The organism is Paenibacillus sp. NFR01, assembly GCF_900111565.1.
Taxonomy (GTDB): Bacteria; Bacillota; Bacilli; order Paenibacillales; family Paenibacillaceae; genus Paenibacillus_AQ.
The window spans coordinates 705,897-732,093 of the sequence record NZ_FOIK01000001.1; the positions used below are offsets into that span (position 1 = coordinate 705,897).

Sequence of the window (26,197 nt, forward strand, 5' to 3'; positions counted from 1 at the left end):
TATTCATTGCTATCGTTGTAACACCACTGAAGCGATCCATCCATTTATTCAAGCGGCTATGGTAGCTGTTTACGTTTTGGATGTGGTACACGCCTTTCACACGCTGATTTCCGTCGGACTGGAAACGGTATTTCAGTACACTTACGAAGGGAAGGTCGTGCATCGTACCCTAATTATAGAACGAACGTTCGTAATTATCAAATATCAATAACACGGTTTAACAATAGCCTTTATATAAGTAAGCGCATTCAAGTTTTCGGTCGTTAACGCGATTTTTTGAACACCAAACATAAAAGCGCTATCATAATTACGCCCAGAGCCGCCAGCAGAAACGGAAACCAGAAGGGAGCGGAGTATTCGTTTGGAAAAAGCGTTCCCATCGGACCGTTCACCTCCTCTCCCTTGGTTTGCCCGTCAGCTTACATGTCCATTTGCGGGTTCATGAATTACGGATACCTGATGCTGGTTCAGAAATTCCATCCATTCCGCGGAAGGCTTACGGTCGGTAATGACGTAGTCCACCTTGTCGAACGGTAAAAGCTTGATGAATGCGATGCGGTCGAACTTCGAATGGTCGGCGAGCAGAAGGACTTTGCTGGCCTGCTGCTGCATCAGAATCTTCAGTTCGCTTTCTGCCTCGTTGGAATCGCTCAGACCGCCGGTCATGGAGAGCGCCTTGCAGCTAAACAGAGCGACGTCCACATTGTACTTCTGGATGGTGTAGGACGCGTTTGGACCGACAAAAGAGTTCGTCTGCGCTCCGAGCACGCCGCCGGTCGAGATGAGCGTATGCCCGGAATGCTGGAATTCCGACAGAACGACAAGCGAGTTCGTGATGATGGTCAGATTCTTTTTCACTTCGGTTATGCGCTTAAGTGCTTCGAATGCGGTGGAACTCGTGTCGGTCATGATGCTGTCGCCGTCGTTGATCACCTCCAGCGCATGTTCTGCAATCCGCTGCTTCTCCTCCAGGTGGAGCGAATGGCGCAGGGAGTAGGATGGATCTTCGTTGGTATGGAGATTGAGAATCGCGCCCCCGTAGCTTTTTTTGGCGATGCCTTCCTTATCGAGCTTCTCCAGATCCCGCCGGATCGTCTCTTCCGATACTTCGAATTCCAGCGCCAAATCGGCGACATGAACCTTCTTGTAACGGTGCAGCCTTTGGATAATCTGTTCACGCCGTTCAAATGCTTTCATGACTTGCCTCCTGAAAACGGTTATCTTCCTCCATTATACCGCGGATTTGTTAAAAATAAAGAAAAACCACACAATGGTGTGGATATAATTTAATAAAACCACAATAACACACAAATAAATGTGGTTTGTTGTTGACAGATGCAAACTACGCTTTTATGATGAAAGAGATGGAAGCGTTTTTATTTATACCTAATTTCGAGGAGGTTAGCTGCATGGCAACGGGTTTTCCCAAAATCGGCATTCGTCCTACCATTGACGGCAGAAGACGGGGGGTACGCGAATCGCTGGAAGCGCAAACGATGGGGATGGCGCAGCGGGTGGCGGCATTCCTGCAAGGAAATCTGCGGTATCCGGACGGCAGTCCGGTGGAATGCGTCATTGCCGATACGACCATCGGCGGCGTAAAAGAAGCGGCGGCGGCCCGCGACAAATTCGCGGCGGCGAATGTCGGCGTCTCCCTGACGGTAACGCCTTGCTGGTGTTACGGTTCGGAAACGATGGACATGGATGCGTCGATCCCGCATGCGGTGTGGGGCTTTAACGGGACGGAACGGCCGGGTGCGGTATATTTGGCAGCCGTGCTGTCGGCGTACGCGCAAAAGGGCATTCCGGCTTTCGGCATCTACGGCGAAGACGTACAGGATGCAGGAAACGAGGAGATTCCGGCCGACGTGCAGAAGAAGCTGCTGCGCTTCGCCAAGTCCGCACTGGCGGTCGCTTTGATGAAAGGCCGCTCGTACCTGTCGATGGGCTCGGTATCGATGGGAATCGCGGGCTCGATCGTGAACGATCAATTCTTCCAGGATTATCTCGGCATGCGCAACGAATACATCGACATGTCCGAGTTCGTGCGCCGGATGGAAGAGGAGATTTACGATAAAGAGGAATTTGCCCGGGCGCTGGAGTGGACCCATGCGAACTGCCGGGTCGGCGCGGATAATAACCCGCCGCATTTACAGGTGAGTGACGAAGACAAAGCCAAGCAATGGGAGACCGTCGTAAAAATGGCATTGATCGGCCGCGACCTGATGGTCGGCAATCCGGTGCTGGCGGAGCTTGGTTTTGAAGAGGAAGCACAGGGCCACAATGCGATCCTGGCCGGCTTCCAGGGACAACGCCAGTGGACGGACCATTTCCCGAACGGCGACTTTATGGAGACGTTGCTGAACTCCTCCTTCGATTGGAACGGTATCCGCGCACCTTATCTTCTCGCAACAGAGAACGACGCGCTGAACGGCGTAACGATGCTGTTTAATTATCTGCTGACGAACACGGCGCAAATCTTTGCCGATGTGCGCACCTACTGGAGTCCTTCCGCGGTGAAAAGAGTGACGGGGTACGAGCTGCAGGGCGAAGCGCAGCACGGTCTTCTGCATCTGATCAACTCCGGATCGGCTGCGCTGGACGGCACCGGCACGCAAACCCGTGACGGCAAGCCAGTCTTGAAGCCATTCTGGGAGATTACGGAGCAGGAGGTTCAGGAGACGCTGGAGTCGACGTTGTTCCGCCCGGCGTCGCAGGAGTATTTCCGCGGGGGCGGCTTCTCCACCGACTACCTGACCAAAGGCGGCATGCCGGTGACGATGGCCCGCCTCAATATGGTCAAGGGCCTCGGGCCGGTGCTGCAGCTCGTCGAAGGGTACACGGTGGAGCTTCCGGAAGAAGTGCATCGTACCTTGGATGAACGCACCGACCCGACTTGGCCGACGACCTGGTTCGCACCGCGTCTGAGCGGCAGCGGCGCCTTCCATTCCGTTTATGAAGTAATGGATAATTGGGGAGCCAACCACGGGGCGATCAGCTACGGCCACATCGGGGCCGATCTGCTGACGCTGGCGTCGATGCTGCGGATTCCGGTAAGCATGCACAATGTGGAGGAAAGCGAAATTTTCCGGCCGCGCGCCTGGTCGCTGTTCGGCACGGAGAACCTGGAGTCCGCCGATTACCGTGCTTGCCGCAATTTCGGCCCGCTTTATTAATATCACTGACGCAGGCAGGTGGCGTGAATGGATACATGTACAAAAGTGCTTGCCGTCGACCTGGGCGCCTCGTCGGGCCGGGTGATGCTGGCAAGCTATGACGGCGCTGCGATCCGGCTGGAGGAACTGCACCGGTTTGCCAATAAGCCGCTTGCGATCGGCGAAGGGCTTCACTGGAATGCCGAGGCGCTGCTGGAAGAGATTAAGGCCGGCATTCGCAAGGGGCTGGACCAACATCCCGATATCGCCAGTCTCAGCGTCGACACTTGGGGTGTCGATTACGGCGTCATCGACAAATACGGGCTGCTGATGTACCCGCCGCATCATTACCGGGACCAGCGGATGCTTGACTATCAAGCGGAGCTGGAAGACCTGCTGCCGCCGGAGGAGCAATTCCGGCTCAGCGGGAACCAGCCGAGCCTGATCAATACGGTGTACCAGCTGTTCGCCGATCTCCGGGCATACCCGGAGCGGTTTGAACAGGCGGAGCGCATCCTCCTGATGCCGGACTTGTTTCATTATTTATTGTCCGGCGAGGCCGCCGCGGAGCGCACGATATTAAGTACCGGCGGCCTGATGGACGCCGGTACGGGCGATCTCTCGCCGGCCATTCTCGGCCGGCTCGGCATCCCCCGGCGGCTGTTCGCGCCGCGCGTCGCCGCCGGGACCGTGCTCGGGCGCCTGCGTCCCGAGCTGGGGCAGGCGCTCGGCGCCGCAGCCCTGCGGGTCATCGCCGGCGCCTCGCATGACACCGCCGCCGCGGTGGCGGCGGTTCCCTACGAGGACGGGGAGCCCGCAGCGTTCATCAGCTGCGGGACCTGGTCGCTCGTAGGCGTAGAGACGCCGCAGCCGGTGTTGTCGGATGAAGCCTATGCTTGCGGCTTCACCAACGAAGGCTGCTGCGGCGGGGGCAACCGGCTGCTGAAGAACATCACCGGCCTCTGGCTGCTGCAGGAGACGCAGCGGGTATGGACCGAGGCCGGTGACGCGCTCAGCTTCGCCGAAATGACCGAGCTCGCCGGGCGGGAAGGCCCGGCGCCGCTCCTGATCGACCCGGACGACCCGGCGTTCGTCGTGCCGGGCGACATGCCGGCGCGGATCGCGGAGCGCTACCGCGCCGCCGGGCAGCGTCCGCCGGAGCGCAAGGGCGCCGTCGTCCGCATCATCCTGGACAGCCTCGCCGACGCTTACCGGCGGGCGGTCCAGGAGCTCGAAGCCGTCACGGGCCGGGAGATCCGCCGCATCCATATGGTCGGCGGCGGCATCCAGAACCGGCTGCTGTGCCAACTGACGGCGGATGCCACCGGCAAAACGATCATTGCCGGTCCGGTGGAAGCGAGCGCGCTCGGCAATGCGCTCGTGCAGTTAACCGCGCTCGGCAAGCTGTCCGCCGCCGGGGCGCGGGAGATTATCCGGGCGTCGGAACGCCTGGAGGTGTACCGGCCCGCCGGCAGCGAATCTTCACTCAATAAAGGAGAGAGAAACCATGGATGACAAGGAGCGCAAGCTGCGGCTGCAAATTTGCGATATCGGCCGCAATTTGTTCAATAAAGATTTCATTGCCGCGAATGACGGCAACATTTCCGCCAGACTGAACGACAACGAGATTATTACGACGCCGACCGGCGTCAGCAAAGGTTACCTGGAGCCTGAGATTCTCGTAAAAGTGAATCTTCAGGGCGAAATCATCGAGGCCCATGGAGACTACCGGCCTTCGACCGAAGTGAAGATGCATCTGCGCATCTACCGCGAGCTGCCGCATATGGGCGGCGTCGTGCATGCCCATCCGCCTTATGCGACCGCATTTGCAATCAAAGGGGAGACGCTCGATAAAATGATGATGCCGGAATCGGTCATCGCGATGGGCGACATTCCGTTGGCCGTCTACGGTACGCCGTCGACGGAGGAGGTGCCCGATTCGATTATGCCGTTCCTCGGCAAGAAGACGGCCGTCCTGCTGGAAAGCCATGGCGCCCTGTCCTGGGGGAAAGATGTCATGGCCGCCTATATGAACATGGAGCGGCTGGAATACACGGCCAAGCTGACCTTCCTGACCCGCATGCTGCAAGGCGAACGTGAGCTGCCGGCGGACCGGATCGAAGAGCTGGTTGCCCTGCGCTCCTTCTACGGAATGTAGGGGGCCGGAGCCGATGCTGAAAAAGATTCCCAAGCTGCTCTCGCCCGAACTCGTGCGGACGATGATGGAGATGGGCCACGGCGATGAAATCGTGCTGGCCGACGCCAATTTTCCCGGCCATGCCCTGCACTCCCGCGTGATCCGCTATGACGGGATCGGCATTCCCGATTTGCTTGCCGCGATTTTGGAGCTGATGCCGCTCGATTCCTATGCGGAGCATCAGGCCGCGCTGATGGCGGTCGTACCCGGTGATCCGGTGGTGCCGGTCATCTGGGATACCTACCGTACGCTGATTGCGGACGCCGAGCCGCGGGCCGTGATCGCGGAAGAGGAGCGTTTTGCGTTCTATGAACGGGCTAAACGCGCTTATGCCGTTGTCGTGACCGGCGAAGAGGCGCTGTACGGCAATGTGATTTTGAAGAAGGGCGTAATCAAATAAAAAGGCAAATCAAAAAGCTTTCCCGAACGGCTCGCGCCATCGGGAAAGCTTCTTTTTTACGGGTAGCCTATACTAAATCACGCCGTCGATCTCCTCGTCGCCGCCCGGATTCCCTGCCTTTGCCTGCACCTCGATCACCATGCGCAGCGGCAGGCAGATGATCGATTGTCTCGGCCTTTTGATCAGACCGAAGGTGAAGCAGATTTTTTGCGGGCAGTCGGATTCGATGACTTCAATGCCGTTGTCGTGGATGCTAAGAATGTCGTAGCCGCGTTCGGTCTGGATTTTGAGGGTACGCGGATTGCCGCCGAGGTCCACCCTCTGATACGGTTTGCCATCCACTTGAATGACGGCGATATTGTCGCCGCTGTCCTTGCTCCCGCGGATTTTTTCAAAGCCGGTGAAGGCGGCAAATAGCAGAAGGACGCAGAGGATCAGGATGGCGTCCCCTTTTTTTAGTCTCAGGAATTTCATGCTGAGGTTCATCTCCGGATATAGGTCTTCCCGCCAGCATAGCGCAAAAGTATGGATAAAGTGTGTAGACGGCATCGGTGGAGAGCGAAAGTGGAGATTCATGGGCGAATTCTGGTAAAATAGAAGCAATGTGAAACATAAGGAGAAATGATTGTGGACGAGAAGCTGAAAGAATCGTATGAACGTTTGGGGGTCGATGAAACCGTCACCAATGAAGAATTAAACGCCAGACTGGACCGCGTGCTGAAGCGGCGCCGTTCCTTGACGGGCGAGCAGGAGATTGCCGCCTACGAAAGCGAGTTTCAGGCGATCAAGTTGATCCTGGATACGCGGGACAAACGTGAGGTCGAAGCCGCCGAGCAGGAGAGGTTGGCGAAATACGGCAGTTTCGCGGGTACTGCAGGTAAATGGGAAAAGTTTATGCGGCTGCACAAAACCCATGTTCTTATATCCGTCATTGTGCTAATTGTGCTCATCGTTGCCGGCAATCTGCTGTACAACAACTGGCAGCACCGCAAATATCTTGCCAGCCTGCCTCCGCGGGACGCGAAAATTATGATCGTAGGCAACTTCGGCGTGGAGGATAAGGACGGGGAGACCAAGGACCTGGCGCAGGCAATGATCGACCAGTATCCGCAGTGGAAGCGGATCGACATCCTCCTGTCTTACCTCCCAAGCACCGACGGAACCAGAGATACGCTGGACCCGAATTTTATGCAAAAAGCGATGGTTGAAATTGCCGCGAACCACCCGGACATGCTGATTCTCGACGAAGCGACGTATCAGTGGATCGGCAGCCAGCCTGGCTTTGACAGTCTTGAGCCGCTTGTGGCGGAAGGGGCGATTACGAAAGACGATCCGCGGCTGCGGAAGATCACCAATGAAGAAACCGGCAAGGAAGAAATCAACGCCATCGAGATTAATGATTCCGCGGTATACCAGGCATTGCCTTTGAAATCGGCAACCGAGCCGGTCATGATCGGCGTGCTGAGCGGCGGGGATGGCGAAGCGAAAATGCTGGACTTTGTCAAACATTTGGCAGATTTGAAATAATGAAATAATCGCGTTCCGGAGAGGATGAGTGGGTTGTCGGCAGGCATATTGGCGCATCTGTTGGGACACTTGCCGCAGAAGGAGCTGGCGGCGAAAGTCGCGGCGAACGGGTTTGATTATGTTCAATTGGCCTTGTCCAAAGCGATAAGCGGCATTGATTTTAGCCTCGGCAAATTAAGTCCCGGACTCGCGCAGGAGATCGGCGGCGCGTTCGCGGATCAAGGGGTACGGATTGCGGTGCTGGGTTGTTACGCCAGCCTGATCGATCTGGACGATGAAGTGTACCGTTACAATGTCGAGCGCTTTAAGGAGCATATCCGGCATGCCCGCCATTTCGGCGCACCGACGGTTGCGACGGAGGTCGGCGGGATGCTGGGCGCGGAATACCGCGGCAGACATGAGGAACGTCTGAAGCGGGCGCTGGAAGAATTGGTCGAAGAAGCGGAACGCTGGGGCGTTACGCTTGGTTTGGAAGCGGCGCAGGGGCACATGATCGATTCGGCGGAGTCGCTCGCCGAGACGGTCGAGCGTTTCCCGTCCTCCTGCACCGGCGTCGTGATGGACCCGTGCAATATGATGAACGGCTTACGGTTCGAGAATCAGGAGCACTCGATCCGCGAAGCGTTTCGCCTGCTGGGTCCGCGGATTGTCAGCGCGCATGCGAAGGATTTGCGGCGCGGTCCGGACGGCAGGCTGCTGGAGACTGCCGCCGGCCTCGGCGAGCTGAATTATCCATTGTTCTTCGAGCTGCTGGAGCAGCATAAGCCGTATGGCTTCGTGACGCTGGAGGCTGTCACCGAACCGCAGATGGCGGAAGCCGCGCGGTTCATCCGCGCCGGCCGGATAGCGGCGAGAAGCCGGGTATAGTGCGCTCGCCGGATTCCCTATTCAGATTTCTGTGGTGCCATCCTACAGCAACCATCCATCACTCTCTTCACGAAACAAGCCGCCATTCTCGAATAACCGAGTATGGCGACTTATTTGTTGTGAGGGATGATGAATAGCCGGAGACCGAATCGCAAGTCACGAATAAACGGACGCTGGAGAAGAGACCTGGTGTCATGCCCTGGAAAGGGCTGCTCCAACCCCGTGATCGGCCTTCATTCACCAAAACGACTCCAAGCTTATTTCTCCAGCCGATACCCGCCGTGGAAGACCGGTCCGACGTATTGGTTGAACTCAAATCCGTTCCGGATCGCCGCGGACACGAAGTCCTTCGCCTTCGCTACCGCTTCATGCACGGTCAGGCCGGTTGCCAGACCGCCGGTAATGGCGGCTGCGAAGGTGCAGCCTGCGCCGTGGTTATGGGCCGGCTCGATTTTCGCGGTTTCCAGCACAGTGAAGTCGTTGCCGTCGAAGAATACGTCGATGGCACGGTCGCCGCCCAGCGCTTTGCCGCCTTTGACGACGACATTTTTCGTGCCGAGCTTGTGGATCAGCCGCGCGGCTTCCTTCATGTCTTCGAGCGTAGTCAGCTTGCCCAGACCGGATAAGACGCCGGCTTCGAACAGATTCGGCGTTGCAACCGTAGCCAGCGGAAGCAGCAGATCGCGGATCGCTTCGGCGCTCTCAGGATTCAGCACTTCGTCTTCGCCTTTGCAGACCATAACCGGATCGATGACGACATTGGTCTGCAGGTTGGCTTTGATGGCCTGTTCCGCAACGCGAACGATGTCGACGCTGCCGAGCATGCCGGTCTTCATGGCGTCCACCGGACCGCCGGCAAATACCGTTTTAAGCTGCTCTGCAACGAGTGCGGCGTCCACCGGGTACACGGCATGATGCCAGCCGTTGTCGGGGTCCATCGTTACGATGGTTGTGAGCGCGCTGAAACCGTAGGTTCCATATTCTTGAAAAGTTTTCAAATCCGCCTGGATTCCCGCGCCGCCGCTGGAATCGCTGCCGGCGATGGTTAAGGTTTTGTAAATTCTCGACAAGGCAAACGTCTCCTTTATGTAAAAGATGAAGTTTATTATAGCAAATAACTTGCCATACAAAAACCCGTCCTTTCAAACGGCAGGCTGCCGGATGAACGACGGGTCATAATCGTTGCTACAGGAGGGGAGACTCGCGCTTTGGAGCGCAGCAGAAATCCGTTAATCGCGGTTAACCGAACAACAGCGTCTGAATGGCATGAGCCGGAATTTCGCTTTCCGCGAGTTGCCCTTGCATGCGGAGGGTGTATGGCAGCGCCGCATCCGTGCGGTTCATGACGACCACGGCATACGTACCGTCGGTGTTGCGGAAAGCGGTCGTTTCCAGTTTGTCGGAGTATTTGGAGCTGGCGATGCGCACCGCACCTGGACGGATGTATTTGCTGAAATGCCCGATGTAATAGTACGAGCTTTCATAGATCACTTCGTCTTTGACGGTGTCGCCGATAATCGGAGCGTCGCAGAAATTGCCGACATGGTTCGGTCCGCCTTGCTCATCCAGCACGATATTCCAGTCGGTCCAGCTTGATGTCCAGTGGTTCAGGTTACCCATAATGTCGTGGCCGTAACGTTCGCCGGTTGCCCATGACCCGAGATGGACGCCGCCTTCCTGGCAGCCTTCGCTGAAGAACAGCTTTTTGTCCGGGAAGCGGTCATGCACGGCGCTCAGCGCTTCGAAATGGTCGCCGGAATACCAGTGGAAGCAGATGCCCCAAATGTATTTCGAAGCTTCCTGATCTTCAAATGCAGCTTTAGCATGTTCGTAAACGCGCTCTTTATTGTGATCCCAGACCATGATCTTGATGTGGGATAAGCCGGCTGCTTCCAGCGCAGGGCCAAGGTAATCGCGGACGAAATCTTTTTCTTCTTCGGCGGTGTAAATGCAGGAATCCCAGATTTGCTTCGCTTTGGCTTCGTTCTGCACGCTAACCGCCCAGATGTCTATGCCTTCAGCGGCATACGCCTGGATGTATTTTACGAACAGGTTCGCCCAGGCTTCGCGGTATTCCGGTTTGAGCTGGCCGCCGTTGTTCATTTCCCCGTTCGTTTTCATAAAGGCCGGTGGACTCCATGGCGAGGAGAACAGTTTGAAGCTTTCGCCCACGCTGCTTGCCGCCCGTTTAATCATCGGAAGCAGATTTTCTTGGTCGCGCGTGATGTTGAACGTCGTCAGCTCCGGATCCTCGCCTTCTACATAGGCGTAGTTGCCGGTCGAGAAGTCGCAGCTTTGGATGTGCGATCTGCACAGCGTGTAGCCGATGCCATGTTCCGGATGAAAATAAGCGTCGATGATTTCCTGCTGCTTCTCCGGGCTGAGTTTGGCCAGCGTTACCGCGGAAGCTTCGGTCAGTGCGCCGCCGAATCCGTCGATGGTCTGGTATTCCACGTCTTCATAAATATTGATGAGCTCATTTTCGCGGCCATCCGAATCGGGATGGAAGCTCAGAGCCTGTTGTTCGCTTAAACGGTCACCGGTGTCCTTGGCGGTCTGAATGACGCGCACTTTGGTAGTATTCATAGTCGATGATACCCTCCTGCATAAATGAGTAGTGGAAATTGTCCCTTTCATTATAGAAGGTATTCAATGCTGCTTTGAAGAAACAATATGGTAGAGAACATCAACAATCTGGTCATGGTTCACTCAAGAAATGAGGGTTCGCAATGGATAATCAAGAGATCGATATTCAATTAACCTCTTTCTCCCGGCATGTCCAGCCGTTCCTGCAGCCGTTCCGCGAAGGTCTGGACACCTATATCCTGCGTCTTCAGGTGGAAGGGGAATGCGAAGCGTTGATCGAGGGGCGGATGACCGTGATCATGCCCGGTGATCTGCTGCTGTTTCCGCCGGGAGAAGTGTACGAGCTGCGGGTCGGGGAAAAAGAAAGCCCGCTCGGCTTCAGCGCCGACTATTATGTCATGTGCACCGGCACCTGGCTGGATCAGTGGTGGAACGAACGGGAGCGCCCGAGAAAAACGCGGATCGCCGAAGACGGCCGGCTGCTCAGTGTCTGGCAGCAGCTGATCCTCGAGAAAAGGCGGCTGGACGGCGGCAGTCCGGAAATTGTGGCGGCGCTGCTGAAAGCGCTGTGCCTCCTGCTTGACCGGGCCATCGCAGAAGCGCCGGCGACTTCGTCGGCTTCGCTGCTGCTTGCCCTTAAAATGAAAAATTACGTGGAAGAACATGCGGCTTCACAGGTCCGGCTGGAGGAGGTGGCGCGTCATGCCGGAATCAGCGTGACCCGGGCCGTGCATCTGTTCAAAGAGCAATTCGGCTATTCCATTCTGCAGTATGTCGGCCAGCTCCGCCTGGCCATGGCACTGCGGATGATGGACAACAGCAACTACACGCTGGAGCGGATTGCGGAGGAGACGGGGTTCGGTAGCTATACCTATTTTCACCGTGTGTTTCGCGAGCGATATGGCGTGTCGCCCGGAGCATACCGCAGACGTTCGTAGGTTCGGCCGAAATTTTGGGTTCGGGTAAGGAAGAAAAGGGCCTCCGCTGTCCAATCTATTTTCGCGCATCGACATATGGTGTACCAGAAGGTCAAACTGACAGAAGGAGGCTCTGGTATGCCCCAAGTGATTGATTTCAACAAAAGTTATCAGGCGAGCATCAGCCAGTCGATCGCGCTGCCCGTTGCTGCATCGCCCTCCAGTAATCTGCTGACGGAATTTGGGCTCAGTGTCATGCAGGGCGGCAATGTGCTGCTGAATGCTTCGATCGGAGCGCAGTCAACGAACCTGACCCCCGTGCTGTTGTTCACGATTCTCCGTGACACCACGCCGATCTTTACCATCCAGAAGCAGCTGGAGGCAACAAATGAGCTGGCGGCCATCAGTTTTTCGCATGTCGATTCCAATGTGGCCACAGGATATTACGCTTACCGCATGCAGGTGTCCCTGATGAATGCGCCAACAACGAGCACAGCCAATCTGATCGGTCCCGTCGTATTGTCGGGACTTTCGCTCGGGTGAGCGCCATGGGACAAATCATTGATTTCGGCAAAAATGTTCCGTCCAGCTTCAGCCAGTCGATCTCCCAGCCCCTTCTGAATGCCTCAGGGACGGTGCTGGGCCAATTCGGATTAAACGTCGCGGCCGGCGGTTCGGTTCTGCTGGAAGCGACCTTCGGTTTGCAGAACGGCGCCGCAGCCTCTTCAGAAGTAATATTTTCATTTGTACGCAATGCCGTGGAAATCTTCAGCATCCGTTCGTCTTCAAACACCTCGAACAGCCTGGATAGTGTGAGTTTCTCTTTTATGGATTCCAATTTACCGGCCGCTTATTACGCTTATGGCTTAACCGCTTGGGCCGTCTCTGCGAATAACCGCCCCGTTGTCGTCGGACCCTTGATATTCTCGGGGGTATCCATGGTTTTATAACAGATTTACTGCAAGAGGCGCCTCCGGCGTCTCTTTTTTTGTTTCATAGGACATCTCGTGAACGGCATACAGATGTACAGTATATTTTTCTACTTTTTTGAACGGAAAGGAGCCGTGAACGATGCCCTACACGACAGGAGCGGTATTGAACCCTGCGAGCGGTTTGAACCACGTGGACCGGATCCAGATTGCCTGTCTGAACGATTCCATCACGATACCTATCAACATTACCCTGCAAGTCTTTCATTTTCGCGGAGCCGCACTGAGCCGGGTTGCCGTAGGACAGGCGCTGTTCCAGATCAATCCGCAGCAATTGATTGTCCAGACGTATACGGTCAATTTGGCCGATTATTATGAAGCACAGATCAACTTTTACAGTGCGGTGAACACGATCGTCAATATTTTTGCGCTGGATGCCGCCGGCAATATTCTGGACCGGATTCTCCAGCCGGAGCTGACGTATTTTGACCGGATCTCCGTAATTTCTACATAAGAAGAGGTGAGGAAACATGGTGAATGTCAACATTACCGCCGCTCTGCCGGGCAGTCATTTCGAGCCTTCCATCGCGGTGAATGTTCTGGAACCGAATGTCATGTGCGCGGTAGCGGTCGATACGAGCACCGGCGCTACGCTGACCGGATACTATCGCTCCATCGACGGCGGCTTGACGTGGTCCACCACGATTTTGCCGCAAGCTCCCGGATTCGCGAGCGCGGAGGCGCCGACGATCGATTACACCTTTCCCCAAACCTTTATCGTCGCCGTCCATTTCTTTAACGATTTCCAGGACGGGACGATCGCGACCTATACGTCCTTCGATAACGGCCAGACCTTTAATCCGCCGGTGATCGTCCAGCGAGGGTACGGCTTGTACGTCCATAACGATGAGCCGTATCTGGCCGTTGACCGCTCGCCATCGAGTCCATATAAGGGGCATGTCTACGTTGGCTACACGCCGCTTTATGATCTGGCAACCAATGCGGCAATCTTCTTTCAGCGTTCGCTGGATCAGGGGTTAACCTGGGAGCCGCCGCAGCGGATTTCCGATCCGCGGGGCGATTTGGACCGCGCTGCGCTCATTGTCGGGCTTGCGGGGGAAGTATATATTGGATATATTCAGCTCGGAAGCGGACCGAAAAATGCATATATCCGCGTATCGCCGGACGGCGGCGTAACGTTTAGTCCGCCGGTCACGCGCGGCGCGACTTTCCTGGCAAGCACCGTACCCGTGCCCAGCCCGCTGCCGGTTCCCGGATACGCATTCCGGGTACAGACGAATCTCTCGCTCGGCGCAGACATTTCCGCCGGGTCGTTCGGTGGGTATGTTTATGCGGTCTGGAATGATTTCCGACTCGGGTATTCCGATATTTTCTTCTCCCGATCCCCCGACGGCCTCTTATGGTCGCAGCCGATCCCGATTACTGGGGCACCGGCCGGCTCGCAAAATTTTTCGCCATCGATTACGGTATCTCCATCCAACGGCACGGTGCGGGTCATTTATTATACGAACCGGCTGGACGGCTTTAATCTGGATGTCTTTGTGGCCGAGTCCGGCAACAGCGGGCTGTCGTTCACCAATCGCCGGCTGTCGACGGTATCGACGAATCCGAACGGCAATTCGCCGACTCCGGTGGATCTCATCGGAGATTACATCACGGCAGCAACCCAGTTTCCGGATACGCTTGCAGCAGTCTGGAACGATGCGCGGCTCGGCAAGCAGGATGTCATTTTCGGAAATTAAGAAGAAGCAGCAGCCAGGTATGTTCCCCACCAGGCTGCTGCTTTTTGCCGTTTAATGCGGGGACGACAGAAACTGGGCGGCCGCCTGTTCAAACTTGCGCACGCTGTGATCCCAGCTCCAGTTCATCGTTTCGCTTTCGCCGCGCGAGGCCATCCGGATGCTGAACGGGCGGTCTTCGATCAGGCGGATCACATCGGCGGCCAGCCGGTTCTCGTGGCGGTATGAGAGCAGGCAATTGGCCTCATGCCTCGCATACTCCATATTTCCGCCGGAATACACCGCGACAAGCGCGGCCCCGCAGCGCATCGCTTCCAGCCCTGGCAAAGAGCCGGTGTCAAAAATGCTGGAGCTGACAAAAATGTCGGCGCAATTGTAATGGTAACACAGCTCATAATCATCTTTGGGCGTAAAGAAACGAAAGCGTCCGCTGGCTTTAAGCGCCTGCAGCTTCTCGGACTGGTAGAATTCCTCCGGCGGACTGATGAAATTGATGTTGACCTCCGGATGCCGCTGCTTGACAAGCTCGAGCTGGGCAAGGAGGTAATCCTGGTCGCGGTGCCAGGAGAAGCCTTCTTCTTCGCGGCGCAGAATCGCCGTGATATTCAGCGGTTCGCCCAGCTTGGGCCGGATATGCAGATTGCGGAATGCGGAACTGACGCCGATCGGAACAATTGTTCCCTGGATGCCGTGATTCAGTTTAATGATATCCTGCTGCCACTTGGACAGCACAACCAGATTTTTGGTGGCATGATAGGTGGGGAAAGAGAGTTCGTTATGCGGCAGAAACAGCGGCTCGTAGCACAGCGATAGCCGGATATGCAGACCTTTGCCGTTGCGGCTTGCCGCCTCGGAGACCGGCACGGTGGTATAGAAATTCGAGACGATGACGTCGCTCTGCGGAAAATCCGATTCCCGCAGCACTGTATGGCTGGAGCGAAGAATCGCTGAGTTCACATTATAGGACACCGCGCCTTCAGACGGCATCACAATAGACACCTGATGTCCCCGGATGGTCAGCCCGTTGGTAAGTTCAGCCAGCATTCGCTGTGCTCCGCCGTGGGACAAGGTGAGAATCGGGAAAGTAAATCTCATCTTCGTGACCTCTCCCCTTTATCATGGAATGTTGCTAACAGTGTATTCCGGAATACCCGAAAAGGAATGGATATGTTGTAAGAAAAACGATTGAAAATTTGCTGAAAGGGGCGTAGTCTAGTAGGGTCGGTTTTTCAAGACCGTAGTTTAACAACGAAAGGATTCCTGCAGGATGAAGATTGTGCGCATCATTGTCCAGATCGGCGTGTTGTATCTGTTTTACCTGGCCGGCGATTTTTTGCAGCAGCTTCTGCATTTGCCGGTGCCGGGCAGCATTGTCGGCCTTTTACTTTTGTTTATCCTTCTCTTATGTAAAATCGTGCCCGTCAGCCTGATCGAATACGGTTCAAGCTTTATTCTTGCCTGGTTGCCGATGTTTTTCATCCCGGCGACGTCCGGGATCGTCAACCATCTTGATATGTTCAGCGGCCAGGGGCTTCTGATCATCGGCATCTTGATCGTCAGCAGCGTACTGACCATGGGCGTTACTGCCCAGTCCAGCCGCTGGCTGGCCGGCCGCGCCGAGCGGAAGACCAGAGTGGCTGTCTTCAGGGAGAAGGGGAAGGAAGCATGAACATTCTGCTCGCTGTAGGCATTGTACTGATGAATGTCGCGATATATGTGTTTATGGCGCTCGTATACCGCCGCTTCCGGTTCCCGTTTCTGCTGCCGGCCCTGACCGCGACGGCGACGGTCGTCGTCATTCTGCTCGGGTTTCATATCTCCTATGATACGTATATGATCGGCGGGGAGTGGATTAACCGCCTGCTCGGCCCGGCTGTGGTGTCTCTGGCTTACCCGCTGTACAAGCAGCGGCAGGTGCTATGGGAGAATCTTCCGGCCATCCTGGGTGGGACGGTGATCGGTCTCCTTGTCGGGATGTTCAGCGGGATCCTGCTGGCGGCTGGCTTCGGGTTCACGAAGCTGTATGTGCTTTCGATTCTGCCCAAATCCATCACTACTGCGGTAGCGATCCAGATTTCGGACAGTCTCGGAGGAGATTCCTCCTTGACCTCGGTGTTCGTCATGCTGGCCGGTTTTACCGGGGCGATCGGCGGACCTTATATTATCAAGCTGTTTCGCATCCATAGCGCTCCGGATATCGGCATTGGACTCGGCACGGCTTCCCATGCGCTAGGAACCGCCAAGGCACTGGAGTACGGGGAGGAAGCGGTGTCCATGAGCTCGGTCGCCATGACCGTATGCGCAATTGTCGGGTCCATCATTGCTCCGCTCATCGCCTGGATCATGTATCCGTAAATGCGGGAATTCTCCGAGAAGCATGTTTGCAAATGCGTCGATCGGGTAACTATAACTAGGTATCCCACACTCGCATGGCTTACAAAGGAGGAATTACTCATGTCGGATCACATTCAGGACGAAGCGGCTATCCGCAATCAGGAGAACAAAGAGGGCGATTCCTTGATGGAGCGCAAAAAGCTGGAGAATGGCGTAGACATTGAGCCGGAAGCCGATGATTGGGTCGCCAAACCGGCGGAAACAGCCCATCCGGACCCGCTGCCTAAAAACTGACGCCGCATTCGGCAATCGCCGAAAAATATAAAGCTGTCCTCTCCGCTTCCCGGCGGAGAGGACAGCTTTGTTGTTTTAGCGGAATTTTTGCGTTACTGCGCATCGTTTTTTCCATATTTTGTCCATCTCCGGCTTGAGACGGCGGGACGGATTACGGTATACTGAGGGCAAGCAGCACCGTTGCCAATGCCGCACATGTCTATTTGATAATTCCGGGGAGGAATGACCATGCGCAGTCGGGGAGAGAACAGCCGGCACCGGCATAAACGCGGTGATCAGACGGCAGGCAGCCAGGAAAAACGGTATGGATCGGATTTCGGCGTAAACAGCGAGATCAAGCTGGATACGCTGCGTAAGCAATACGAAGGGCAGTATTTATCCAAAACCAAAGAACAGCAGGCGAAAGAATAAGTACGTATCACAGCTTGCGCGGTTACTTAGGCTGCCTGAGGCGGAATCACCCGCTTCAGGCAGCCTTTTTTGCGTCTCCAAATCACCGTATAAGCTTAAGCCGTCCGGGCATACTACCCGCAACTATACATACGGGAGGATGGAAGGAATGGGTATGCCAAGGCCGGGGCTTGATGGCGGGATTGCCGCGATGGCGGACGAATATTTTTTCTACTTCACGATCTATTCCTTTTTGGGCTGGGCGCTGGAAGGCGCGTATAATCGTTATAGTCAGGGAACGTTCCGTAAGGAAGGATTTTTGAAAGGGCCGTTTAAACCGATGTATGGGGTTGCTCCGCTGCTCCTTTTGGCGGCAAAAAACCTCCCGGTTCCGCTGCCGGTGCTGCTGGTGCTGACTTTGGTGGTTCCCACGGTTGTGGAGTACGCCAGCGGCTGGCTGCTGGAGACGTTGTTCCATCGGCGCTGGTGGGATTATTCCGGCATGCCTTATCAGCTTAAGGGGCATATTTGCCTGAAATTTTCGCTGTATTGGTGGCCGCTGGCAACGGCCTGTCTTTACCTGGTTCATCCGGTGCTGAAGCTTGCCTATATAAGTACGGAAGCCTGGTGGACGCTATCGATGCCGGCGGCAGCGGTGTTATTCGCGGGCGACCTGCTCTGGACATGGCGGACCCGGCGGCGCGCGCCGGAGCGGCTGGAGCTGGAAGGAAATTGAGCAAATACGCTGGAAGAAGGAAGAGAGGCTGCTCTGCTGCAGGCAGGTAGCTTCTTTTTTTTCGTTCAAACAAGGAAAAACGGTAACAAATGTCAAATATTTAGCGGTTAGCGGCATATGCTGAGAGGAAAGGGGGGGGATATCGATGCCGATGTCTGAATATTACCGCAGCCTCCGCGGCAAAGTGGGACAAGAGCTGCTGATGGTGCCATCGGTTGCGGGTGTGATCCGCAATGAGAATCATGAGATTCTGCTGCTGCGAAAAAGCGGCGAGGAACGCTGGGGTCTTCCTGCAGGGGCGGTGGAGCCCGGAGAGACGCCTTCGCGGGCGCTGCGCCGGGAAGTGTTTGAGGAAACGGCGCTGATGGTGACGCCCGAGCGCGTCATCGGGGTATTCGGCGGCCCGAAGTATGCGTTCCGGTATCCGAACGGTGATGCCGTGGAATATGCGGTTACCGTGTTTGAATGCCGCATTGTCAAAGGAATGCCGCGCAGTCTGGACGGGGAAGTGGAAGAACTGCGCTTTTTTCCCGAGGATGAGCTGCCGCAGCTGACACTGCCTTATCCGCCGGAGCTGTTTAGCAGGGAGTCCACCGATCGCCGCGTCCTTTTCGAATAGCCCGAAGGGAAGTGCATGCACTTGGATATGACGGAAAGGCTGATTGCCGTCTGCCTGTTGACTTTGATTATACATACCGCAGAGACCTTGTCTTATTCCATCCGTTTCGCCGGCGTCAAATTAAACAAAATCGCCATCGCGTTATCCCTGACCGGCATCATTGTTTTGGTATCCAGAACGGCCAATATGGTCCAGGCGCCGCTGACGGCCAAATTCGTGGATTATGCCAAGGTGAACGCAGATTTTCCGCTGCTCAACTATCTGCGGATTGTGATGCTGGCGTCCTCGCTGGGCACGCTGATTGCGATCGGCGTCTTTCCGACTTTCGTCGCGCTGTTCGGGCGCATCATCTCCCGGCTGGAGATCGAAGGCTCGCTGCCCAAAGTGCTGACAAGCGTGACAATCAGCCAACTGAAGAATACGCGCAAATATTTCCGCAAACCGCGTATCCGTCTGGAAAGCTTGCGTTATCTGGGGATACCGAAACGGTTTATCGTGATGAACATTTTCGTGACCGCTTTTTATACCGTAGGCGTGCTGTCATCGCTGTATGCGGCGCGTCTGCAGCCGGACTTTAGTACCACGGCGTCGCAGGCGTCTGGATTAATCAACGGTATGGCAACCATTATGCTGACGATCTTCATTGATCCGCAGCTCGGCATCATTACCCACAAAGCTACGGAAAATCCGCTGTACCGCGATCAGCTCGGCAAAATCTATGTGCTGCTGATGGGATCACGGTTTCTCGGCACGCTGCTCGGCCAGCTTGTGCTGGTCCCGGCGGCGGTTCTGATCAGTTGGCTGGTTCAACTCATTTAACAATTAATGGTAAGAGGTGCAACTTAAGATGACCAACAAGCGTCTAACCCATCAAGTCGCGCTGATCACCGGCGCGTCCAGCGGCTTCGGCCTGCTGACGGCGCTCGCGCTGGCCGCGCGGGGCAGCAAGGTGATTGCCACCATGCGCGATGTGCAGCGCGGCGGCGAGCTGCTGGAGCAAGCGGCCCGTGAAGGCGTAAGCGAACAGATCGAAATCCTGCAGATGGATGTTACGGACGGCGATTCGATCCGGTCCGCCGTTGCCGGGGCACTAGCCCGATATGGCGGCATCGACATTCTCGTCAACAATGCCGGAATTGCCGTCGGCGGCTATGCGGAGGACGTCTCCATGGAGGCCTGGCGCCGCCAGATGGAGACGAATTTCTTCGGCCTCGTGGCCGTTACCCGCGAGGTGCTGCCGGGCATGAGAAGCCGGCGTTCCGGCACCGTTATCAATGTCAGCAGCGTCAGCGGGCTGAGCGGCTTTCCCGGCTATGCGCCCTATGCGGCATCCAAGTTCGCCGTCGAGGGCTTCAGCGAAAGCCTGCGCCATGAAATGCTCCCGTTCGGTGTGCATGTCGTGCTGGTGGAGCCGGCGTCGTTCCGCACGCCGATCTGGGACAAGGGCTTCGCCGGAATCGAGCGCGGCGAGAACTCGGCCTATGCGGAGAAGCTGGAGCAGGTGCTGGCCTATTCCCGGCGCAGCGCTGCGGGCGCTCCGCATCCGCGCAAGGTAGCGGAGCTGATCGCGAAGATCGCCGCCAGCCGGTCGCCAAAGCTGCGTTATCCGGTCGGGCGGGGCGCCAGGCTGCTGCCGGCAGCCAAACTGCTTGTGCCATGGAAATGGCTGGAGCGGATTATCGCCTCGGCATTGGCTCGGGGCAGCAACGAAAATTAACCTAATACACCACACTTTTTCATCCTACTTTTTTCATCATACTATTGGAGGAACTCTTTTCATGGACAAGCTGAAACGATTCGTAAAACACTGGGTGCCTTCGATTGTTATCGGCGTGGCCCTGTCATTGCTGATCCGTACCTACGTGGCGGAAGCAATGAAGGTGCCGACCGATTCCATGGTGCCTACCATCGAGGTGAATGATCGTCTTCTGGTGGACAAGATGCTTTGGACAACCAGTCTGAAGCATGGCGATATCGTAGTCTTTTATCCGCCGGTTCCCGGCGAAGAACATAAACGGTATGTTAAACGCCTGATGGGACTGCCGGGCGATACCGTGGAGATAAAAGACGGCGCCTTTTTCCGTAATGGCGTTAAAGTGGACGAGCCCTACCTGCATGTGACGATGGCGTACGCCTTCGGACCGGTAACGGTGCCGGCAGACCATTATTTTTTCCTTGGGGATAACCGAAACGTAAGCTACGATGCCCATCTATGGGCGACGCCGTTCGTGGCCAAGGATAAACTGATCGGCAAGGTTTTGGTCGATGTGAACGATTTGTTCTAGCGGAGAGCCCGAGGTCGGGGATGCTTTTGGCCTAGGAATGCGACATGATGCGACTTTCACCGCATTGCTTAATGCTCCGATATTGAATATGATCAAGACAACTATTTTAAATTCAAGGTAAAGGAGTGCTAAAGCTTGAAGGTCCATGTCACAGATTTGAAACCCGGAGACCGTCTCCAGTCGGACACGTTTAATCCTACAGGCCTGCATGCCCTTTCCAGAGGCACGGTTCTGAGACGCGAGGATATCCAGAATCTGATCCGTATCAAGGTGGAGCATGTCAACATTGAACTGCGCGATATGACTCAAGCCTTGAACGGTGATATAGAGGATCACGGTTTGCATGACGATTTCGACGCCGCGATACTGAATTACGAGTCGATCTTTATGGAGGCGCTTCGCACGGGGCATTTCACGATTTCATTGGTTGACGATACGCTGCGGCCGCTGATGGCGAAGCTGGAGACCCAGAAGGATATCGTATCGCTGCTTCTGCTGCTGGACCGTGACGATATCGATACGTACCACCATTCGCTGCAGGTAGGGCTACTGTCTTATTACCTGGCCCTTTGGCTGGGGTATCCGCCGGAAGAGCGGTTCCGGATCAGCCGGGCGGGATATTTGCATGATATCGGAAAAAGCCAGGTTCCCCTTTCCATTCTGAACAAACTGGGACCATTAGACGATGCGGAAGAGCGCGAACTGAAGCGCCATACCTCCTACGGCTACGAGATCATTTACAGCTCCATGGAGGATGAAAGCGCGGCGCTGGTAGCACTGCAGCATCATGAATGGGCCGATGGCACCGGTTATCCGCACAAGTTGCGCAGCACCGAGCTGCATCCGTACACCGAAATTGTCACCGTGGCCAACATTTATATGGGGTTGATCACCTCTCGTCTGACACGCCCCAAGCAGGGCCTGCATACCGTGCTGCGCATGGTGCATGAAATGGGATTCGGCAAGCTGAGCGGCAATGTGGTGCAGGCTTTGACCAGCCGCCTGCTGCCGGGCTTCGTAGGGAGAAAAGTACAGCTGAGCAGCGGGGAGCATGGGGTGATCGTCATGAACAACGCACTGGATCCCTTTAAGCCTCTCGTTCAGGTGAACGATCTGTTCCTGGATTTGTCGCGGGAGCGCAGCTTGACGGTAGAGGAAGTATATATTTAGGGTATGCATTAGGCCGTTTAGGCCTTTTATCTCGGAAGGCTGGACGAACGCGGAATTCCCGTGGACGGACCGGCCTTTTTGGCGCGGCTCTGGCATTTGAATTCGGGAAATAGATTGGCTATGATGAATGGTAGATGCTAGAATTTTGCCGGCATAAGTATGAAAAAGGAGCTTGCCCATGAATCCCGCTGAACAACTCGAGAAATTCAAGACGCTGAAATATGAGCTTACCCGCTTTATGATGATCTATAAATTCGCACTTGAGGAAATGGAGACGAAGATCGAAATCCTGAAGCAGGAATTTCAAACGCTGCATGATTACAGCCCGATCGAACATACCAAGTCGCGCATCAAATCGCCGGAGAGCCTGATGAATAAAATCATGCGTAAAAACTGCGAGCCGTCGCTGCATTCCATCCGGTCCACGATCAAGGATATCGCCGGCCTGCGCATTACCTGCTCGTTTTTATCCGATATCTACAAAGTCAGCGAGATGCTGCAGAAGCAGGATGACCTGAAGATTCTCGGCGTAAAAGATTACATCCGGAATCCGAAGCCGAATGGCTACCAGAGCCTGCATCTTCTGCTGGAGGTACCCGTGTTCCTGTCGGACTGCACGGAACATGTCTGCGTCGAGGTACAGATCCGCACGATCGCCATGGATTTTTGGGTCAGCCTGGAGCATAAGATTTTTTATAAATACGACAAATCGATTCCCGCCCATCTGACGCGGGAGCTGAAAAATGCAGCCGACAAAGCCTATGAGCTGGATTTGCAAATGGAACGGCTGCGCAATGAAATCAACGAGATCAAGGAAACGCAGTCGGACGAACCGGAAACGGCGCTGAGCCGGATCATCATCAGCAATAAGGAGTTTGAGTTGCCGGCCAACTTTATCCGCCTGCTCAGCGAATAACGCTTGGCGGATCGGGGAGGCCGTAACCTATATCATCAGCTGAAGGGGAGAGCAGGGATGGAAGAGCAGCAACCTCGCGGCATCGCGGTGAACCAGGCGGGATATCCGGCGGACAGCCGGAATACAGCGGTTTTTGCCGCCGAGATCACGGAATTTTCTGTGGTGGACGCCCGGACGGGGCAGACGGTGTTTACAGGCAGGACAGGAGGAGTTATGGAAGACCGGCCAAGCGGGAGCGCGGTCCGCAGCGGCGATTTCTCCGGGGTGAAGACAGGTACATATCGGATCATGGATGGAAAAGGAGCGCAATCCGCAGATTTCATCATCGCGGACAAGCCATACGGCGCACTGCAGCAGGGATTGTTGAAAGCCTTTTATTTCTTCCGCTGCGGCCAGGATCTGACCGCGGAATTCGCCGGCCCATGGGAGCATCGGGCCTGCCATCTGGCCGAAGGCACGGTGTACGGCCAGCCGGACAAAAAGCTGGACAGCTGCGGCGGCTGGCACGATGCGGGAGACTACGGCAAATACGCCGGGCCCGGCGCAAAAGCGGTAGCCGACCTGCTGCTCGCTTACGAGCTGTATCCGTCGGCATTCGCGGCACCGGTTCCGCTGCCGGAGAGCGACGGCAAGACGCCGGATGTGCTTCTCGAATGCAAAGTCGAGCTGGACTGGCTGTTCAAGATGCAGGATGTGGAGAGCGGCGGCGTCTACCACAAGCTGACAACGCTGAACTTCCCGGGACTGGACGTCATGCCGGAAGAGGATGCGGCGGACCTGTTCTTCTCGCCGGTATCAGCTACGGCGACCGGCGATTTCGCCGCCGTGATGGCGTTGGCCTCGCGGATTTACGCTCCACTGGATGCCGAATATGCGGAGCGCTGCCTGAGAGCTGCCGAAGCGGCCTGGGGCTGGCTGGAAGCCCATCCGGAAACACCGGGCTTCAAGAATCCGCCGGAGATTACGACCGGCGAATACGGGGATGATACCGACGCCGATGAACGGTTCTGGGCCGCGGCGGAGCTGTACCGTACTACGGGTGCGGCAGCGTATCATGCCGCATTCCAGCGGCTGGCCGGTCAGGATTTCCCGAAATACGGCCTGGGCTGGGCTGACATGGGCGGCTACGGTACGCTGTCCTATCTGCTGGGCGGAGAAGCGCGGAGCGACGCCAAACTCTATGCGGAGCTTCGCGAAGGATTGTTCGCGGAGGCGCGATTGCTGCTTGCGCGAACCGAGGCGAACGGTTATCCGCTATCTTTGCGCGAGGAAGATTATATTTGGGGTTCCAATATGCTGGTGCTGAACAACGCGATGCTGCTGCTTGCGGCAGAGGCGCTGGGCGGCGATCCGGCGTTTGCCGACTGCGCGCTGGACCACCTGCATTATTTGCTGGGCCGAAATGCGCTGGATATCAGCTATGTGACCGGGTTCGGCGACCGTCCGGTCCGCCATCCGCATCACCGTCCTTCCGTCGGGGATGCGGTGGAAGAACCGGTTCCCGGCATGGTATCCGGCGGGCCTGACCGCGGCCTGCATGACGATTATGTCGCCGAACACCTGCAGAACAAAGCGGCGGCGTTATGCTTCGCCGATCATGACCTCAGCTATTCGACGAATGAGGTTACGATTTACTGGAATTCGCCGGCCGTGTTCGTCACGGCAAGGTTTAACCGATAGATGGCAGCCATTAAAGTCATCAGCTTGGACATGTTCCAGACGCTTGTCGACGTACAGAGCCGGACGTTTGAGGTCTGGCAACCGATTCTGGGCGCGGATTACAGCGAAGCGAGGACGCTAGAATTAGGCCCGCGGCTGCTTGCCCAATATCATGCCCAAGCCGGCATCGCCTGCGATGCCGGAATCTTCCGCTCATCCAGGGAACTGTTTACGCGCGGCTTTGCGAAGCTCCTGCCGGAGGAAGGGATATCATTCGAGCCCGCAGAAGCGGTGAACATCCTGTTCGGCGAGCATCGCCGGTCCGCGTTGTATGAAGAGACGGACCGCTTTTTGCGGCGGGTGGCTGCGGATTATGAAGTATGTATCGTCAGCGATTCCGATGCCGACATGCTGCCGGATTTCCATGCCGGCTATCCGTTGCGGCTGTTTACCTCGGAACGATTCGAGTCCTACAAAAACGACAGCCGCAACCGCATGTTCGCCGGACTGGCCGGCGAATACGGCGTAAGGCCGGAGCAAATCATCCACATCGGCGACAGCGCCGCCGATGTGCTCGGCGCGGCCCGCGCCGGGCTGCGGACGTGCTGGATCAACCGGGACCAGGAGCCATGGCGGCATGAAATTCAACCTGACTATACCGTGCGCCACCTGGAGGAGCTATACCCGATTCTGGAGCAAATAGAGCAGCTGGAAGCTGAGGAAATCAAGCGGCTGGAATCCAAGCAGGCGGATCGGCCGGAAGCCGGGGACCTGGAACGGTTGCGTTACCCGGTCGGGCGCTTCGCGCCTGCCGCGCACAGCACGCCGGAGTGGCGCGCTGAGGCCATCGGCGAGCTGCGCGGGCTGGCCAAGCCGCTCCGGGACATGATGCTTCCGCTTGAGGAGCGCCATTTGGATCAGCCTTACCGCCCGGGCGGGTGGAGCCTCCGGCAGGTCGTGCATCATCTTGCGGATACCGGCATGTATGCGTATTTGCGTTTCAAACGAGGATTGACCGAGGAGAATCCCGATATTCCTACCTACCGGGAGGACCTTTGGGCGGAACAGAGCGATTACACCGAGGAAGGCATCGAATCCTCGCTGCTCCTGCTGGAAAGCCTGAACGGCCGCTTTGCCAGGCTGCTGGAATCGCTGGAAGACGGCGAGTTCAATCGAATGTTTAACAGCGCCGGGCTTGGCCCGATGTCGCTGGACACGGCGCTGCAGCGGTATCTCTGGCATAACCGCCATCATACTGCCCACATCGCCGCCTACCTTCACCGCAGCGGCCTTAACGCTGACACGCAGTAATGTCAAAGCAATCGGCTCCGGATCACCTCCGGAGCCGATTGTTTTGCCGCGGCCCTCCGCCTAGCTCCGCAGGTAAACAAATACATTAATTCCATAGTGTGGGGCGTCCTCTCAGGGAATATTTGGCACTCGGGGCATGGCGCAG

29 protein-coding genes and 1 pseudogene are annotated in these 26,197 nt (G+C 56.3%); 24 read left to right on the forward strand and 6 right to left on the reverse strand.

The genetic code is table 11. From position 1 onward, the window contains the following. Position 1: 1 nt before the first annotated feature. Positions 2-130, reverse strand: a pseudogene (locus BMW84_RS24425) (IS1595 family transposase); the annotation flags it as partial. Between the two features lie 284 nt (positions 131-414). Next, positions 415-1,197 (reverse strand): DeoR/GlpR family DNA-binding transcription regulator, encoded by a 783-nt coding sequence (locus BMW84_RS03020; protein WP_091064327.1) that lies wholly within the window; start codon positions 1,195-1,197, stop codon positions 415-417. Positions 1,198-1,409: 212 nt separating this feature from the next. On the opposite strand from BMW84_RS03020, the gene BMW84_RS03025 reads away from it, so the two are divergent. Genes BMW84_RS03025 through fucU form a run of 4 tightly spaced genes read left to right on the forward strand, consistent with a single transcriptional unit; the run spans position 1,410 to position 5,752 of the window. After that, positions 1,410-3,176 carry an L-fucose isomerase gene (locus tag BMW84_RS03025; protein ID WP_091064329.1) on the forward strand — a complete coding sequence of 589 codons (1,767 nt, stop codon included), beginning with the start codon at positions 1,410-1,412 and terminating at the stop codon, positions 3,174-3,176. A 27-nt stretch (positions 3,177-3,203) separates the two neighbouring features. Next, positions 3,204-4,670: a rhamnulokinase gene (locus tag BMW84_RS03030; protein ID WP_091064332.1), complete on the forward strand. Its 1,467-nt coding sequence runs from the start codon at positions 3,204-3,206 to the stop codon at positions 4,668-4,670. Continuing rightward, positions 4,663-5,313, forward strand: a complete 651-nt coding sequence (locus tag BMW84_RS03035; RefSeq protein ID WP_091064333.1) for a class II aldolase/adducin family protein — start codon at positions 4,663-4,665, stop codon at positions 5,311-5,313. The genes BMW84_RS03030 and BMW84_RS03035 overlap by 8 nt, the downstream gene beginning before the upstream one ends. A gap of 13 nt (positions 5,314-5,326) precedes the next feature. Continuing rightward, positions 5,327-5,752 (forward strand): L-fucose mutarotase, encoded by a 426-nt coding sequence (fucU, locus tag BMW84_RS03040; protein WP_091064336.1) that lies wholly within the window; start codon positions 5,327-5,329, stop codon positions 5,750-5,752. Between the two features lie 72 nt (positions 5,753-5,824). On the opposite strand, the gene BMW84_RS03045 is transcribed toward fucU, so the two are convergent. After that, positions 5,825-6,226 (reverse strand): NusG domain II-containing protein, encoded by a 402-nt coding sequence (locus BMW84_RS03045; protein ID WP_175498654.1) that lies wholly within the window; start codon positions 6,224-6,226, stop codon positions 5,825-5,827. Between the two features lie 153 nt (positions 6,227-6,379). On the opposite strand from BMW84_RS03045, the gene BMW84_RS03050 reads away from it, so the two are divergent. Beyond that, positions 6,380-7,279, forward strand: coding sequence for a hypothetical protein (locus BMW84_RS03050; RefSeq protein WP_139209581.1), 900 nt, complete (start codon positions 6,380-6,382; stop codon positions 7,277-7,279). Between the two features lie 24 nt (positions 7,280-7,303). Then, on the forward strand, positions 7,304-8,146 hold the full coding sequence (locus BMW84_RS03055; protein ID WP_254772846.1) for a sugar phosphate isomerase/epimerase family protein: 843 nt from the start codon (positions 7,304-7,306) through the stop codon (positions 8,144-8,146). 257 nt (positions 8,147-8,403) lie between these two features. Here the strand turns inward: BMW84_RS03055 and thiD are convergent, their stop codons facing one another. Both thiD and BMW84_RS03065 read right to left on the reverse strand, forming a co-directional pair. Next, complete coding sequence (thiD, locus tag BMW84_RS03060) at positions 8,404-9,216, reverse strand: bifunctional hydroxymethylpyrimidine kinase/phosphomethylpyrimidine kinase (protein ID WP_091064346.1); 813 nt, start codon at positions 9,214-9,216, stop codon at positions 8,404-8,406. A gap of 169 nt (positions 9,217-9,385) precedes the next feature. After that, positions 9,386-10,732, reverse strand: coding sequence for a glycoside hydrolase family 30 protein (locus BMW84_RS03065; protein WP_091064349.1), 1,347 nt, complete (start codon positions 10,730-10,732; stop codon positions 9,386-9,388). 143 nt (positions 10,733-10,875) lie between these two features. Here BMW84_RS03065 and BMW84_RS03070 point away from each other — a divergent pair, with 143 nt between their 5' ends. The 5 genes from BMW84_RS03070 to BMW84_RS03090 all read left to right on the forward strand — a co-directional run bounded on the left by BMW84_RS03070 (position 10,876) and on the right by BMW84_RS03090 (position 14,341). Beyond that, complete coding sequence (locus BMW84_RS03070; RefSeq protein WP_091064351.1) at positions 10,876-11,670, forward strand: AraC family transcriptional regulator; 795 nt, start codon at positions 10,876-10,878, stop codon at positions 11,668-11,670. A 117-nt stretch (positions 11,671-11,787) separates the two neighbouring features. Next, the gene (locus BMW84_RS03075; protein ID WP_091064352.1) at positions 11,788-12,192 is read left to right on the forward strand and encodes a hypothetical protein; all 405 of its coding nucleotides are present in this window, start codon (positions 11,788-11,790) and stop codon (positions 12,190-12,192) included. Between the two features lie 5 nt (positions 12,193-12,197). After that, positions 12,198-12,599, forward strand: a complete 402-nt coding sequence (locus BMW84_RS03080; protein WP_091064354.1) for a hypothetical protein — start codon at positions 12,198-12,200, stop codon at positions 12,597-12,599. A gap of 121 nt (positions 12,600-12,720) precedes the next feature. Then, entirely contained in the window at positions 12,721-13,092 is a 372-nt protein-coding gene (locus BMW84_RS03085; protein WP_091064356.1) for a hypothetical protein, read from the forward strand. Between the two features lie 16 nt (positions 13,093-13,108). Continuing rightward, positions 13,109-14,341, forward strand: a complete 1,233-nt coding sequence (locus tag BMW84_RS03090; protein WP_091064358.1) for a sialidase family protein — start codon at positions 13,109-13,111, stop codon at positions 14,339-14,341. Between the two features lie 51 nt (positions 14,342-14,392). Here the strand turns inward: BMW84_RS03090 and BMW84_RS03095 are convergent, their stop codons facing one another. Then, positions 14,393-15,433, reverse strand: a complete 1,041-nt coding sequence (locus tag BMW84_RS03095; protein ID WP_091064359.1) for a glycosyltransferase family 4 protein — start codon at positions 15,431-15,433, stop codon at positions 14,393-14,395. 172 nt (positions 15,434-15,605) lie between these two features. Here BMW84_RS03095 and BMW84_RS03100 point away from each other — a divergent pair, with 172 nt between their 5' ends. The 13 genes from BMW84_RS03100 to BMW84_RS03155 all read left to right on the forward strand — a co-directional run bounded on the left by BMW84_RS03100 (position 15,606) and on the right by BMW84_RS03155 (position 26,052). Beyond that, positions 15,606-16,007 carry a CidA/LrgA family protein gene (locus BMW84_RS03100; protein ID WP_091064362.1) on the forward strand — a complete coding sequence of 134 codons (402 nt, stop codon included), beginning with the start codon at positions 15,606-15,608 and terminating at the stop codon, positions 16,005-16,007. Next, positions 16,004-16,693, forward strand: coding sequence for an LrgB family protein (locus tag BMW84_RS03105; RefSeq protein WP_091064364.1), 690 nt, complete (start codon positions 16,004-16,006; stop codon positions 16,691-16,693). Before BMW84_RS03100 ends, BMW84_RS03105 begins: the two co-directional genes overlap by 4 nt. Positions 16,694-16,792: 99 nt before the next feature. Next, positions 16,793-16,966 carry a hypothetical protein gene (locus BMW84_RS24655; RefSeq protein WP_175498655.1) on the forward strand — a complete coding sequence of 58 codons (174 nt, stop codon included), beginning with the start codon at positions 16,793-16,795 and terminating at the stop codon, positions 16,964-16,966. A gap of 228 nt (positions 16,967-17,194) precedes the next feature. After that, positions 17,195-17,377, forward strand: coding sequence for a hypothetical protein (locus BMW84_RS03110; protein WP_091064366.1), 183 nt, complete (start codon positions 17,195-17,197; stop codon positions 17,375-17,377). Between the two features lie 148 nt (positions 17,378-17,525). Then, complete coding sequence (locus BMW84_RS03115; RefSeq protein WP_254772847.1) at positions 17,526-18,092, forward strand: putative ABC transporter permease; 567 nt, start codon at positions 17,526-17,528, stop codon at positions 18,090-18,092. Between the two features lie 145 nt (positions 18,093-18,237). Then, complete coding sequence (locus BMW84_RS03120; protein WP_091064369.1) at positions 18,238-18,711, forward strand: NUDIX domain-containing protein; 474 nt, start codon at positions 18,238-18,240, stop codon at positions 18,709-18,711. Between the two features lie 27 nt (positions 18,712-18,738). Beyond that, a complete protein-coding gene (locus tag BMW84_RS03125) occupies positions 18,739-19,530 on the forward strand; it encodes a lipid II flippase Amj family protein (protein WP_091067998.1) in 792 nt (263 codons plus the stop codon). A gap of 28 nt (positions 19,531-19,558) precedes the next feature. Beyond that, entirely contained in the window at positions 19,559-20,428 is an 870-nt protein-coding gene (locus BMW84_RS03130; protein WP_091064371.1) for an SDR family oxidoreductase, read from the forward strand. A 61-nt stretch (positions 20,429-20,489) separates the two neighbouring features. Beyond that, on the forward strand, positions 20,490-20,996 hold the full coding sequence (gene lepB / locus BMW84_RS03135; protein WP_091064373.1) for a signal peptidase I: 507 nt from the start codon (positions 20,490-20,492) through the stop codon (positions 20,994-20,996). 135 nt (positions 20,997-21,131) lie between these two features. Then, positions 21,132-22,166 (forward strand): HD-GYP domain-containing protein, encoded by a 1,035-nt coding sequence (locus tag BMW84_RS03140; RefSeq protein WP_091064375.1) that lies wholly within the window; start codon positions 21,132-21,134, stop codon positions 22,164-22,166. Between the two features lie 178 nt (positions 22,167-22,344). Further along, positions 22,345-23,082, forward strand: coding sequence for a GTP pyrophosphokinase (locus tag BMW84_RS03145; protein WP_091064376.1), 738 nt, complete (start codon positions 22,345-22,347; stop codon positions 23,080-23,082). A gap of 57 nt (positions 23,083-23,139) precedes the next feature. Continuing rightward, entirely contained in the window at positions 23,140-24,762 is a 1,623-nt protein-coding gene (locus BMW84_RS03150; RefSeq protein ID WP_091064378.1) for a glycoside hydrolase family 9 protein, read from the forward strand. Beyond that, positions 24,763-26,052, forward strand: coding sequence for a YfiT family bacillithiol transferase (locus BMW84_RS03155; RefSeq protein WP_091064379.1), 1,290 nt, complete (start codon positions 24,763-24,765; stop codon positions 26,050-26,052). Positions 26,053-26,197: the final 145 nt, after the last annotated feature.

Coding starts and splice junctions, on each gene's coding strand:
- BMW84_RS03020 (WP_091064327.1), bottom strand. CDS start 1,197: ATGAAAGCATTTGAACGGCGTGAACAGATTATCCAAAGGCTGCACCGT.
- BMW84_RS03025 (WP_091064329.1), top strand. CDS start 1,410: ATGGCAACGGGTTTTCCCAAAATCGGCATTCGTCCTACCATTGACGGC.
- BMW84_RS03030 (WP_091064332.1), top strand. CDS start 3,204: ATGGATACATGTACAAAAGTGCTTGCCGTCGACCTGGGCGCCTCGTCG.
- BMW84_RS03035 (WP_091064333.1), top strand. CDS start 4,663: ATGGATGACAAGGAGCGCAAGCTGCGGCTGCAAATTTGCGATATCGGC.
- fucU (WP_091064336.1), top strand. CDS start 5,327: ATGCTGAAAAAGATTCCCAAGCTGCTCTCGCCCGAACTCGTGCGGACG.
- BMW84_RS03045 (WP_175498654.1), bottom strand. CDS start 6,226: ATGAAATTCCTGAGACTAAAAAAAGGGGACGCCATCCTGATCCTCTGC.
- BMW84_RS03055 (WP_254772846.1), top strand. CDS start 7,304: ATGAGTGGGTTGTCGGCAGGCATATTGGCGCATCTGTTGGGACACTTG.
- BMW84_RS03065 (WP_091064349.1), bottom strand. CDS start 10,732: ATGAATACTACCAAAGTGCGCGTCATTCAGACCGCCAAGGACACCGGT.
- BMW84_RS03070 (WP_091064351.1), top strand. CDS start 10,876: ATGGATAATCAAGAGATCGATATTCAATTAACCTCTTTCTCCCGGCAT.
- BMW84_RS03075 (WP_091064352.1), top strand. CDS start 11,788: ATGCCCCAAGTGATTGATTTCAACAAAAGTTATCAGGCGAGCATCAGC.
- BMW84_RS03080 (WP_091064354.1), top strand. CDS start 12,198: ATGGGACAAATCATTGATTTCGGCAAAAATGTTCCGTCCAGCTTCAGC.
- BMW84_RS03085 (WP_091064356.1), top strand. CDS start 12,721: ATGCCCTACACGACAGGAGCGGTATTGAACCCTGCGAGCGGTTTGAAC.
- BMW84_RS03090 (WP_091064358.1), top strand. CDS start 13,109: ATGGTGAATGTCAACATTACCGCCGCTCTGCCGGGCAGTCATTTCGAG.
- BMW84_RS03095 (WP_091064359.1), bottom strand. CDS start 15,433: ATGAGATTTACTTTCCCGATTCTCACCTTGTCCCACGGCGGAGCACAG.
- BMW84_RS03100 (WP_091064362.1), top strand. CDS start 15,606: ATGAAGATTGTGCGCATCATTGTCCAGATCGGCGTGTTGTATCTGTTT.
- BMW84_RS03105 (WP_091064364.1), top strand. CDS start 16,004: ATGAACATTCTGCTCGCTGTAGGCATTGTACTGATGAATGTCGCGATA.
- BMW84_RS24655 (WP_175498655.1), top strand. CDS start 16,793: ATGTCGGATCACATTCAGGACGAAGCGGCTATCCGCAATCAGGAGAAC.
- BMW84_RS03110 (WP_091064366.1), top strand. CDS start 17,195: ATGCGCAGTCGGGGAGAGAACAGCCGGCACCGGCATAAACGCGGTGAT.
- BMW84_RS03115 (WP_254772847.1), top strand. CDS start 17,526: ATGGGTATGCCAAGGCCGGGGCTTGATGGCGGGATTGCCGCGATGGCG.
- BMW84_RS03120 (WP_091064369.1), top strand. CDS start 18,238: ATGCCGATGTCTGAATATTACCGCAGCCTCCGCGGCAAAGTGGGACAA.
- BMW84_RS03125 (WP_091067998.1), top strand. CDS start 18,739: ATGACGGAAAGGCTGATTGCCGTCTGCCTGTTGACTTTGATTATACAT.
- BMW84_RS03130 (WP_091064371.1), top strand. CDS start 19,559: ATGACCAACAAGCGTCTAACCCATCAAGTCGCGCTGATCACCGGCGCG.
- lepB (WP_091064373.1), top strand. CDS start 20,490: ATGGACAAGCTGAAACGATTCGTAAAACACTGGGTGCCTTCGATTGTT.
- BMW84_RS03145 (WP_091064376.1), top strand. CDS start 22,345: ATGAATCCCGCTGAACAACTCGAGAAATTCAAGACGCTGAAATATGAG.
- BMW84_RS03150 (WP_091064378.1), top strand. CDS start 23,140: ATGGAAGAGCAGCAACCTCGCGGCATCGCGGTGAACCAGGCGGGATAT.
- BMW84_RS03155 (WP_091064379.1), top strand. CDS start 24,763: ATGGCAGCCATTAAAGTCATCAGCTTGGACATGTTCCAGACGCTTGTC.